This window comes from Vibrio sp. V19_P1S1T109, from assembly GCF_002241375.1.
In the GTDB taxonomy this organism is placed as follows: domain Bacteria; phylum Pseudomonadota; class Gammaproteobacteria; order Enterobacterales; family Vibrionaceae; genus Vibrio; species Vibrio anguillarum.
On the sequence record NZ_NDIM01000361.1, the window covers coordinates 1 to 11,744 of the forward strand.

Annotated in this window: 9 protein-coding genes and 1 pseudogene; 9 read left to right on the forward strand and 1 reads right to left on the reverse strand. The window is 45.5% G+C overall.

Going from position 1 to position 11,744, the window contains the following annotated elements; genetic code table 11:
* Window positions 1-114: 114 nt before the first annotated feature.
* Window positions 115-1,704, reverse strand: a complete 1,590-nt coding sequence (locus tag B9J87_RS16780) for an ABC-F family ATPase (protein ID WP_017042874.1) — start codon at window positions 1,702-1,704, stop codon at window positions 115-117.
* A 236-nt stretch (window positions 1,705-1,940) separates the two neighbouring features.
* Here B9J87_RS16780 and B9J87_RS16785 point away from each other — a divergent pair, with 236 nt between their 5' ends.
* The 9 genes and pseudogenes from B9J87_RS16785 to B9J87_RS17665 form a co-directional block, all read left to right on the forward strand.
* On the forward strand, window positions 1,941-2,576 hold the full coding sequence (locus B9J87_RS16785; protein WP_013856877.1) for a response regulator: 636 nt from the start codon (window positions 1,941-1,943) through the stop codon (window positions 2,574-2,576).
* Window positions 2,577-2,584: 8 nt separating this feature from the next.
* The gene (locus B9J87_RS16790) at window positions 2,585-4,204 is read left to right on the forward strand and encodes an MASE1 domain-containing sensor histidine kinase (RefSeq protein ID WP_094151819.1); all 1,620 of its coding nucleotides are present in this window, start codon (window positions 2,585-2,587) and stop codon (window positions 4,202-4,204) included.
* 87 nt (window positions 4,205-4,291) lie between these two features.
* The gene (gene uhpC, locus B9J87_RS16795; protein WP_094151821.1) at window positions 4,292-5,623 is read left to right on the forward strand and encodes an MFS transporter family glucose-6-phosphate receptor UhpC; all 1,332 of its coding nucleotides are present in this window, start codon (window positions 4,292-4,294) and stop codon (window positions 5,621-5,623) included.
* Window positions 5,624-5,749: 126 nt separating this feature from the next.
* The gene (locus B9J87_RS16800; RefSeq protein WP_094151823.1) at window positions 5,750-6,784 is read left to right on the forward strand and encodes an ABC transporter substrate-binding protein; all 1,035 of its coding nucleotides are present in this window, start codon (window positions 5,750-5,752) and stop codon (window positions 6,782-6,784) included.
* A gap of 109 nt (window positions 6,785-6,893) precedes the next feature.
* Entirely contained in the window at window positions 6,894-8,990 is a 2,097-nt protein-coding gene (locus tag B9J87_RS16805) for an ABC transporter permease (protein WP_026027999.1), read from the forward strand.
* Between the two features lie 17 nt (window positions 8,991-9,007).
* Entirely contained in the window at window positions 9,008-10,063 is a 1,056-nt protein-coding gene (fbpC, locus tag B9J87_RS16810; protein ID WP_094151825.1) for a ferric ABC transporter ATP-binding protein, read from the forward strand.
* A 268-nt stretch (window positions 10,064-10,331) separates the two neighbouring features.
* Entirely contained in the window at window positions 10,332-10,919 is a 588-nt protein-coding gene (gene mobA, locus B9J87_RS16815) for a molybdenum cofactor guanylyltransferase MobA (protein WP_029189837.1), read from the forward strand.
* A pseudogene (mobB, locus tag B9J87_RS16820) lies at window positions 10,916-11,428 on the forward strand (molybdopterin-guanine dinucleotide biosynthesis protein B); the annotation flags it as partial. The gene mobA and the pseudogene mobB, both read left to right, overlap by 4 nt.
* 198 nt (window positions 11,429-11,626) lie before the next feature.
* The coding region (locus B9J87_RS17665) for a DUF2960 family protein (protein WP_141201594.1) at window positions 11,627-11,744 on the forward strand (118 nt) is incomplete at its 3' end.

Sequence of the window (11,744 nt, forward strand, 5' to 3'; positions counted from 1 at the left end):
CACCAAATTGGAACGTGTGCTCCATTTCAATGCACTCTATTTTTGGCTCGTTCCAGATTGCAGGCATTAAAAAGGCCTCCCGCAGGAAGCCTTTTCTTAAGAGTAAACTGTGGATTAGTTTACGCCACGAGATTTCAAGAATTCAGCATAAGTGCCTTTGAAATCGGTCAGTTTGTTATCACGGATTTCAATGATGCGCGTTGCCAGTGAGTCCACAAATACGCGGTCGTGAGATACGAAGAACAGAGTCCCTTTGTAGTTCTCCAAAGCCGTGTTGAGTGATTCGATCGATTCCATGTCCATGTGGTTGGTTGGCTCATCCATCAACAGCATGTTTGGCTTATGCATCATTAGTTTACCAAGCAACATACGACCTTGTTCACCACCAGAGATGACCTTAACGGATTTCTTGATGTCATCTTGGCCAAACAACATGCGCCCTAAGAAGCTGCGGATCACTTGCTCGTCATCCCCTTCTTGACGCCATTGGCTCATCCAGTCAAACAGGTTCATATCTTCGGCAAAATCGTGCGCGTGATCTTGAGCGTAGTAACCAATGTTCGCGTTTTCAGACCATTTATAGCTGCCGCTACGAGGCTCAAGTACACCCGCTAAGGTGTTAAGCAGTGTCGTTTTACCGACGCCGTTTTCACCAATGATCGCTACGCGTTCGCCCACTTCAAAAATGGCGTTGAAGTTACTGAATAGATCGTTTTCAAAACCTTGGCTAAGGTTTTCAACTTCTAACGCGTTACGGAACAACTCTTTCGATTGTTCAAAACGAATGAAAGGGTTTTGGCGGCTAGACGCTTTAACTTCGTCCAATTGGATCTTGTCAATCTGCTTAGCTCGTGACGTCGCTTGCTTCGCTTTAGATGCGTTCGCAGAAAAGCGTGCAACGAAAGTTTGCAGTTCAGCAATCTGTGCTTTCTTCTTAGCATTATCAGAGAGCAGACGAGCACGCGCTTGTGATGCTGCCGTCATGTACTCGTCATAGTTACCCGCGTACAGACGCAGTTCACCGTAATCCAAGTCAGCCATATGTGTACATACGCTGTTTAAGAAGTGACGGTCGTGCGAGATGATGATCATGGTGCAGTTACGTTGGTTTAGCGTATCTTCTAGCCAGCGAATGGTATCCATATCCAAGTTGTTGGTTGGTTCGTCAAGCAGCATGATGTGTGGTTCAGCAAACAAAACTTGCGCCAATAGCACACGCAGTTTCCAACCTGGTGCCACTTCGCTCATCAAACCAAAGTGCTGTTCAAGAGGAATGCCCACTGCAAGCAACAATTCACCGGCTTTAGACTCGGCCATGTAGCCGTCCATTTCCGCGAATTCAGTTTCGAGATCCGCAACCTTCATGCCATCTTCTTCGGTCATTTCAGGCAGAGAATAGATACGGTCACGTTCTTGTTTAACTTTCCACAACTCTTTGTGGCCCATGATTACCGTGTCGATAACCGTGAACTCTTCGTAAGCGAATTGATCCTGATTCAGTTTCGCCACACGTTCGTTAGGATCATAGCTAACGTTACCACTCGAAGGTTCAAGCTCTCCGCTTAGAATCTTCATAAATGTTGACTTACCACAACCGTTAGCGCCAATCAGGCCATAGCGATTACCTTCGCCAAACTTAACGGAAATGTTTTCAAACAGAGGCTTTGCGCCAAATTGTTGAGTGATATTCGCGGTGGAGATCAAAACCAGTACCTTAATAAATGTGAATTGTATAAAAAACTGCGCAACGTTACTTGTTCAAGGCTCGAACTGCAAGCGATGTTTTTGTTTCACTGCCCTCGTAGTGCGAGTAACTCGCTCATTTAATGCCTACCTGCCACTGATCATAAGTTTCGAGAGAGCAATCACATCCCCTGCGCTGGTTTTTGATACTTATTGATACATCTGCGACTATCACTGTAAACCTATAGGATACCCGTATGATTTCAGTTGCTTTGGTGGATGACCACCTCATGGTTCGCTCTGGTTTTGCACAACTGTTATCGGTTGAACCAGACATTCATGTCCACAGTGAGTATGGTAGCGCGCGCGAAGCATTTCGTGCGCTGGTGAACGCTTCTATCGATGTGGCAGTTATCGACATTTCAATGCCCGACGAAAGTGGGCTTGTGTTGTTAGAGAAACTGCGCCGCGCTCAGCCGGACTTTAAAGCCATCATTCTCTCTATTTATGATTCAGCGTCCTTTGTCAGTAAAGCGTTAGAAGCTGGCGCTTGTGGTTATTTATCAAAACGTTGTGGGCCTGGGGAGTTAGTGAGCGCCATTCGTACCGTGGCTAATGGTGATCGCTATTTGTGTGCCGATGCCTTAATTAACCTAAGCAATGCTTCAGGTACGCCATCTGTCCTTGAAGGGTTAACTAAACGCGAAAGAGAGGTGTTTGATCACCTGATTTTAGGCAAAGACGTCAAAGAGATTGGTTACGATTTATCAATTAGCCACAAAACGATTCACGTGCATCGGGCAAATATTTTAAGCAAACTGGGGCTTACCAACAATGTGGATCTCATCCGCTTTGCTATTACTCACCAACTGTTGGTTAACGAGACGTTATAGAAGCGACTATGCATTTTCATCACCGATTTTCTGAAGCTTTACCTCGGTTGTCTCTCTCCTCTGGCTTTAGCTATGCATTTGCATGCGTTTTGTATTCAATTGGTTGGTTTTGTTTATGGAACATCAGCCGCTACTTAACTCCTGATTTATTGCTGGCTGGTCTGTTTTTGCCCACAGGCTTAAAGCTGGCCACACTCGCTCTTGCACCGCGTCGTTTTTGGCTTGGGATCACTTTATGCGAAATGGCTATAGTGGCGTTGCTCGGGCATGTGTTGGCTATCGCTGCTCATGAATATCTATTACTGCTGTTTGCATTGATCGCTTATTGGCTGGCGATTGCCTTTCAATCTCTCTGGACATCACTGCACGTTTATTGGAAAAAACTGTTGGCGCTTACCGGGTTGACGGTCGTTTACGGCATCTTATGTGGGAGCTCGGTTTTGCTGTTGGTCAAACCACTCAACCTCGAACTGCATTACGTGGCACAAGCGACCGTTTCAGCTCTGACCGGCGGTATACTGCTCACTCCGTTCTTATTTCTCCTGTACGATTATCTACATCAGCAGATCTGGAGACCACTGTCACCCGATCTCATCCATCAGGACGTAACACTTCGCCCCTCTGCGTTGCTATGGTGTTTGCTTTTTTTTAGTGGCGGATTGATCGCGGAGTTAACCTTGCTAGAGCAGCTCAAACCGATCGCCCTGCTCATTTTCCTGCTTCCCAATATTTTTATGGCTTATAAATACGGTTGGCAAGGCGGCGTATTGGCTAGTCTAATGAACAGTATTTTGCTTGCTACGGCACGGCAAATGACAGGTTCATTTGAATCCGATATTGAACTACAAAGTTTTATAGCGACGCAGGCTTTTGTTGGTTTAGGGCTTGGTATCGCGATTAGCCGTCAATATTTCTTGGCGCAACGCTTAGCTAAAATTAACCAAAAGCTAGCAATCGAACTCGCGAACAAACAGCAACTGGCTCGGCAATTAGTCAAGGTTGAAGAGCAAATCCGAAAATCAGTTGCACGCGAACTGCATGATGAAATTGGCCAAAATATCACCGCGATACAGATCCAATCCATGCTCGCTAGTCGCTTGGCACAAAATGAAAAACAAACCAACATCGCTGAGACGATCAACACGCTCGCGCTACGAATTCACTCATCGACACGTCAATTATTAACCGAGCTTCGCCCTCATGCGCTTGATGAATTGGGGCTTGAGAGCGCAATTCGGCAGCTTGCAAGTGAAATGAAATTTGCGGAACGACACGTCGATTTTCGTCTGAATTTCGGAATTTTTGCAGAGCGTTTAGATGACATTACGGCCGTTACACTGTATCGAATTATTCAAGAGCTGCTTAATAACGTGTGCAAACATGCACAAGCATCAGCCGTGCAGTTAAGCCTTGTTCCCGGTGACATGTTCAGTGTCGAGCTGCGTGATAATGGCATTGGTTTAGCTTCCGATTGGCGCAGCAAAGGCCAAGGCTTACTCGGCATCGAAGAACGCGTCAGCGCACTGGGTGGCACATTTTTAATTGAATCGCAGCGTAGCCAAATACCGCTTGGGACGCGCATAACTGTTAACTTGCCCACAAAACCGCTCGCAATATCAACAAACTAGGAAAATTTCCTAGTCACTTATAACTTTGTCTCATTCATTTGGTGAATCACTCCGATACCATCTCTTAGCACTAGGGAGAAACATAGCATGCTGGGTTTTCTGATTTCAAAACCGACATCAGCACCTATAGAACCACAGGACATTGATGCAACCTATCGTTACTGGCGCTTGCATTTAATGTTATCGATGTACGTCGGCTATGGGGTGTTTTATTTCACACGCAAAAGTCTCAATTTTGCCATGCCTGCGATGCTCACTGAGCTCGGGCTTGAACATTCCGATGTTGGTCTGCTTGGTACGCTCTTTTACATGACTTACGGTTTGTCAAAGTTTGTTTCTGGCATGGCCAGCGACCAATCAAAACCGAGTTACTTCATGGGTTTGGGGCTGGTTGCAACGGGTGTGATCAATGTGCTGTTTGGTTTGAGCTCTTCCCTAGCCGCATTTACCGTGCTTTGGACATTGAACGCTTTTTTCCAAGGTTGGGGATGGCCGCCGTGCGCTAAATTGCTCACCACCTGGTATTCCCGATCTGAACGTGGGTTTTGGTGGTCTATCTGGAACACTTGCCACAATTTAAGTGGCGCACTCATTCCGATCAGCATTGGTTTTATCGCTGTGACTTTTGGTTGGCGGTACGGATTTATTGCACCGGGTTGCTTGGCGATCATCGTTGGTTTAGTGCTCTGCTTTCGCATGCAAGATAAGCCCACAACGTTAGGGTTACCCCCAGTGGGTGAGTGGCGTAACGATGAATTAGAAAAGCGCCATGAGTCTGAAGGTAAAGGGCTGCCATTTAGCCAAATTTTAAGTCGTTACGTGCTAGGGAATAAGTACATTTGGCTGTTATGTAGCTCCTATCTACTGGTGTATGTGGTGCGTATCGCGCTAAATGATTGGGGTAATTTATACCTCACTGAACGGCATGGTTATGAGCTTTTTTCGGCCAACGCTGCCGTATCGATGTTTGAAGTCGGAGGATTTTTAGGATCGCTATTTGGTGGTTGGGGCTCGGACAAATTTTTTAAAGGCAATCGAGCTCCGATGAACTTGATTTTTGCGCTAGGCATTTTCATTTCAGTGGCCGCGTTATGGCTAACACCGATTAATAACTTTGTGGTGTTGTCGGGCTGCTTCTTTTCCATCGGATTTTTTATTTTTGGTCCGCAAATGATGATAGGAATGGCCGCCGCTGAATGTTCGCACAAGGATGCGGCTGGAACCGCGACCGGTTTTGTCGGCTTATTTGGCTATCTTGGTGCAGCGTTAGCCAGTTACCCATTGGCTGTCATTATTGAACAATTTAGTTGGGAAGGATTTTTCAGTGTCATTACCCTCTCAGCCGCACTGATTGGATTACTGATTTTGCCCTTTTTAAAAGCGCAACAGCGTGCAGGGAATGCCGTCACTATGTCATAACCTTTCCTCACGTTGTTTTCTGATTTCGCTGTGTCATGCAGCAAAAACGAAATCACAGGAATGTGATGAAACTTAACGCTGCCCTACGTCTACGTTAAGTAATGAAAATAACAAGAGGAAACAGACATGAAAGATAGATTACCTCGCAGTGTACTTGCTACCTGCATTCTCGGTGCTTCGCTTGCCGCGCCTCAAGCATTTGCTGAAGGCCGACTCGTGGTTTATTGCAGTGCCACTAACGCCATGTGCGAGACAGCGACTAAAGCCTTTTCTGATAAATATGACGTAAAAACCTCTTTTGTTCGCAATGGCTCTGGCAGCACGCTGGCCAAAATCGAAGCAGAGAAGAAGAACCCACGCGCGGATGTTTGGTATGGCGGCACGTTGGATCCTCAATCACAGGCGGGTGAAATGGATCTCTTACACGCTTACCAATCCCCGCAGCTTGAATTCATTATGGATGGATTTAAAGATCCAGCGAAACGCAAAGGGAACTACTCTTCAGCCGTTTATATGGGTATTTTAGGTTTTGGGGTGAACACTCAACGTTTGGCTGAAAAAGGATTACCGATCCCGCGCTGCTGGAATGATTTAACCAAACCTGAATACAAAGGAGAGATTCAAATCTCTGACCCACAAAGTTCAGGAACAGCCTACACCGCATTAGCCACCTTCATTCAACTTTGGGATGAAGATAAAGCCTTTGATTATTTCAAAGCACTCGACAAAAACGTCTCTCAATACACCAAATCAGGTGTTACCCCTTCACGTAACTCAGCGCGTGGTGAAATTGCGATTGGTATTGGTTTTTTGCATGACTACTCACTCGAACAATCGAAAGGAGCACCGCTGGAGCTGATTTCGCCTTGTGAAGGTACAGGTTATGAAATTGGTGGTGTGAGCATTATCAAAGGGTCGCGTAACCTTGATAACGCGAAACAGTTTGTTGACTGGGTCATGTCAAAAGAAGGACAAGAGCTGGCATGGAAAGAAGGTCAATCTTTCCAAATTTTAACTAACACTCAAGCGGAACAATCCCCCAACGCCCTCGACCCTAAAAAGTTAACCTTGATCGATTATGACATGGATACCTATGGATCCTCTGATGAACGTAAGCGATTGATTAATAAGTGGGTTAATGTTGTAAAAATGGGCGAATAGCCAACGCATTCCCTTGTCTTAGCCTCGATGGGCAGTGCCTACTGCCCTTTTTATAAAGCCAATACCAGGCTTATCACCGTGTGGCTACAAATAACTTTGGTACAGAAAAATGAATGAATTTACAGCAGGCACTGCACCACATCGGCCGCTAAAAACCTCGCATAGGGACCCGATTTTTTATTGGATCCTGACGTTATTGTGTGCGTTTGTGCTGTTGCCCTCTTTTGCACTTGATTACGGAGTGTTTGATTCAACATCGCAAGAGTTTTATGCCGCTATGGGTTGGAGCCGTGCCAATATTTCTTGGTTATGGTTTGCGCTTCCGGGTGTACTTCTCATTCGCCCTTGCTATGCAGGTAATAAGTACGCCAAACACCGTCACTATTTTGATATCGGTTATTCAGCGGCATGCATGTTTTTCGTGTTGGTCAGCTCTTGGTATACCCAGCAAGGTTTAGGTTATTCAACCATTGCACTATTTATTGCCTTAAGTGCTGTCATGACATTGGCATTGGCTCGTCTTGAGTTTTTGGGCGGTGACAGCTTCGTGATTGGTGCTCTGATCTCGATTATTCTCTTGATCACGATTTTTATTATCTTTCCGAGTATCGCCATCTTTGTACCGATGTTCCAAGATGAAATGGGGAACTTTGTTGCGTGGCAATTCATTGAAATTTTGAGCCGAGCGCAGATCATACAAATTGTTTGGAACTCCGTACTGCTTGGCGTATCTGTGGGTATAGGTGCCACTTTCTTTGGTTTGATCTTTGCTATCTATACTACACGCATTGCCACTCGCTCCGCTTTCATTGCGCGAATTTTTTCTATTCTTCCCATTGTGACTCCCCCTTTTGTCGTTGGGCTTGGGGTGACTTTAATGCTTGGGCGCTCCGGTTATATCACCGAACTCATGGTGGATTGGTTTGGGTTACAACAGACAAACTGGCTGTATGGTTTTACAGGCATTTGGATGGCACAAGTGCTCGCCTTTGCTCCTATGTCATTCATGATTTTAGATGGCGCGATGAAATCCCTACATCCATCACTGGAAGAGGCGTCCTACACACTTCGAGCCAATCGTTATCAAACTTTTTTTAAAATTGTCATGCCATTGCTCAAACCTGCTTTGGCCAACAGTTTCTTAATCATCTTTGTCCAATCACTGGCCGACTTCAGTAACCCGCTTGTACTTGGGGGCAGTTTCGATGTGTTAGCCACTCAGATTTACTTCTACATCGCAGGAGCTCAATTAGATTACGCTTCCGCCAGCACACTTGGGGCCGTCTTGCTGCTATTTTCGTTGGCGATCTTTGTTGTCCAATATCTGTGGATAGGAAAGCGTTCATACGTCACCATTTCCGGCAAATCATATCGTGGCGATGTGCAAGCGCTGCCTACCTTACTTAAACATACGGTTTCGGCACTGCTCTATTTTTGGATGGCATTTAACATCTTGCTTTATGGCAGCATCATCTTCGGCAGCTTCACCGTGAACTGGGGTGTAGATTACAGTTTAACGCTTAAAAACTATATTCATCTGTTTGGCATGGGAATGAGTGAAGGTGCTTGGCCATCACTTATCACGACGATGATTTATGCCGGCGTTGCAGCGCCATTAACCGCCTTCTTTGGTCTGTTGATTGCGTATATCGTTGTCCGTCAGCAATTTTACGGTAAGAAAGTGATTGAGTTTGCAACCATGCTTTGCTTCGCCGTTCCGGGTACCGTGGCGGGGGTATCTTACATTCTTGCATTTAATGATGCGCCTATTTACCTCACCGGTACCGCGGCCATTGTTGTGATTTCCATGGTGATGCGTAACGTGCCTGTAGGCATTCGCGCAGGTATTGCAGGGCTAGGCCAACTTGATAAATCGCTCGATGAAGCGTCACTTAGTTTGCGGGCTAACTCCTTTAAAACCATTACTCATATTCTGTTGCCGTTATTACGACCAGCAATTCTCTCAACACTGATTTACAGCTTTGTTCGAGCAATGACGACCGTCAGCGCCATTATTTTCTTGGTGACGCCAGAAACACGGGTGGCAACGTCTTACATCCTGAATCGTGTAGAAGATGGTGAGTATGGCGTTGCGATCGCATATGGCTCGATTTTGATTGTTGTGATGTTGGCTATTATTTTAATTTTTGATTTTATCGTTGGCGAGGCACGTGTTTCTCGTTCTAAAGCCAATAACCAAGAATAACCATTGGAGATATCACCATGGAAAATGAAAACTTTGTTGTTTTAAAGAATGTCTGCAAGCGTTTTGGCGATAAAACCGTCATTGGTAATTTGGATTTAGAAATCAAAAAAGGCAGCCTTGTAACACTGCTCGGCCCTTCAGGATGTGGAAAAACGACCGTACTGCGTTTGGTCGCAGGGCTCGAAAAACCAACCAGCGGCCAAATTTTTATTGATGGTGAAGATGTCACGAGCACCTCCATCCAGCAACGTGACATCTGCATGGTGTTTCAATCTTACGCTCTGTTTCCTCACCTTTCTTTACATGACAACGTAGGTTATGGCCTAAGAATGATTGGCTTGAGTAAAGATGAAGTGAAACAGCGAGTGGATGAAGCCTTGAAATTAGTTGATTTAGAAGGCTTTGGGGAACGTTACGTTGACCAAATTTCAGGAGGTCAGCAACAGCGAGTAGCGCTCGCTCGCGCGTTGGTGCTTAAGCCTAAGGTATTGCTATTCGATGAGCCGCTCAGTAACTTGGACGCCAATTTAAGACGCAGCATGCGTGAAACTATTCGAGAGTTGCAACAGCGTTTTAATATCACCTCTTTGTATGTGACGCACGATCAGGCTGAGGCCTTTGCCGTTTCTGATACTGTGATTGTGATGAAAGATGGCGACATCATGCAGCAGGGGTCACCAACTCAACTGTATAAGCACCCAACCTCGATGTTCATGGCCAACTTCATGGGCGAAGCCAATATTTTTGAGGGTCAATATGATGGTGAATATTTGATCATCAATGGCTATAAGATCCCCGCTAATGATGACAGTGTCACGGCTTTGCCTGCGGGAAATTATCAAATTGGTGTTCGACCAGAAGCTATTTTGCTCTGCGCGGACGGTGATGCCTGCCAACAGTGTCAAATTACCAGTATTGCTTACATGGGGTCGATGTATGAAGTGTTGGTTAAATGGCAGAACAAAGAGCTGTTACTGCAACTCAACTCGTCACAATTTGACCCCAGTTACGCTGATCACCCTTACCTGACGATCAACCCCGTTGGGTTATTCCTACTACCTGAAGATGCTTAATACTGCCTAGCTTGACCAAACGCCTCCAAACGAATGGAGGCGTTTGTGTCTTAGTGAGAGCAATGAACAACTTAACGAGAGCAATGAAAAAGATCCACCCGCACAAGTGAGATTGGTTATAATCATCAGCCCGTTAGCACCAAGGCATGAGTTGGGTTATCATCCTTACCTTGGTTTGTCGCCACTAAAAATGGGCGAGTGATGCTCAATCAATGAGTTTAACTTGTCTGTACGGCGCTCTTCTCATCGCACAATTAAGAGACATTTCATGTTACTTCCCACACAAACAAGTTGGGTTATTTTAGCGGGTGGGCAAGCCAGCCGTATGGGTGGACAAGACAAAGGGCTGATTGAACTCAATGGCCAACCTTTGATTCAACATGTCATGAATAAGCTTAAGCCGCAATCTACTAACCTGACGATTAACGCTAATCGTAACCATGCACAGTATCGTCAGTTTGCGCCTGTCATTTCCGATACCATGGCTGATTATCCCGGGCCACTCGCTGGAATTCAGGCAGGGTTAACCCATGCACAAACCGATTGGGTTGGATTTGTCCCTTGCGATTGCCCGTTGATCAATGACGATCTTGTTGCGCGTTTTTGCCATGCTGTTCAAGACTCGCATGATATTTTAGTCGCCCATGATGGTCACTTCGCTCAACCCGTATTCACCCTTATTCACCAACGTGTGCTGCCAACACTGACTGCATTTTTAGAACGTGGCGAGAGAAAAATCACCCGTCTTTATCAAGAATGCCACACAGATTACGTTGACTTTAGCGACTCGCCAAACTGCTTTTTGAACCTCAACACGCCTCAAGATCTGGCACAATTTGGAACTTTGACATCATGAAATATCAAGCGCCTTCATGCCCTTTGCTTGGCTTTGCGGCCTACTCTGGCACAGGAAAAACAACCCTGCTTGAAGCCTTGTTGCCCAAGTTAAGGGCAGCAGGCCTAACATTAGGCGTACTTAAGCACGCGCACCACGATTTTGATATTGATAAACCAGGTAAAGATAGCCATCGGCTGCGTAAAGCGGGGGCAAGCCAGATGTTAGTTGCATCGCGCTATCGTCATGCCATGATGACTGAGACGCCAGAAGCCGAACCCGATTTCGAATATCTTTTGTCTCGCTTTGATTGCGATAAACTCGACGTAATTTTAGTTGAAGGGTGTAAAAACCTCGCCTTTCCAAAAATTGAATTGCACCGTGCTGAAGTGGGTAAACCTTGGCTATATCCAAATGATGAAAATATCATCGCTATCGCCGCGGATGAAGTTGTGAAAAGTGCTTTACCACAGATGAACATCAATGATCTCGATGCAATAGCGGCGTTTGTGATTGAATATGTACAGCGTTGTAAATGAAATATCCTGCGCTATTTCGGTGGTGAAAGCGTGACAATTATCCCACTTAAAGGCAAAATCTAGCTCATTACATGTTGGTTAGTCATGTTTCAGCGCTGCCAACGCCCCCATTTTCAATTGGTTGATAGTAAGCGATCAGCCTTTGTTTATTTTCCCGAAATTGGGAATGACGATTTTAGAGAGATGATCATGGCTCGCACCATTTTGTACACTTACAAAAATGAAGATAAAACGCTGACTTTTTCTTACGAAAAGCATCACAACATTCAAGAAGCAGTAGCCGAAGCAGAAGGTATTGATATTACTG

Bases quoted from the DNA above. Each gene is read 5' to 3' on its own strand.
- B9J87_RS16785 (WP_013856877.1), top strand. From the start codon at position 1,941: ATGATTTCAGTTGCTTTGGTGGATGACCACCTCATGGTTCGCTCTGGT.
- B9J87_RS16790 (WP_094151819.1), top strand. From the start codon at position 2,585: ATGCATTTTCATCACCGATTTTCTGAAGCTTTACCTCGGTTGTCTCTC.
- uhpC (WP_094151821.1), top strand. From the start codon at position 4,292: ATGCTGGGTTTTCTGATTTCAAAACCGACATCAGCACCTATAGAACCA.
- B9J87_RS16800 (WP_094151823.1), top strand. From the start codon at position 5,750: ATGAAAGATAGATTACCTCGCAGTGTACTTGCTACCTGCATTCTCGGT.
- B9J87_RS16805 (WP_026027999.1), top strand. From the start codon at position 6,894: ATGAATGAATTTACAGCAGGCACTGCACCACATCGGCCGCTAAAAACC.
- fbpC (WP_094151825.1), top strand. From the start codon at position 9,008: ATGGAAAATGAAAACTTTGTTGTTTTAAAGAATGTCTGCAAGCGTTTT.
- mobA (WP_029189837.1), top strand. From the start codon at position 10,332: ATGTTACTTCCCACACAAACAAGTTGGGTTATTTTAGCGGGTGGGCAA.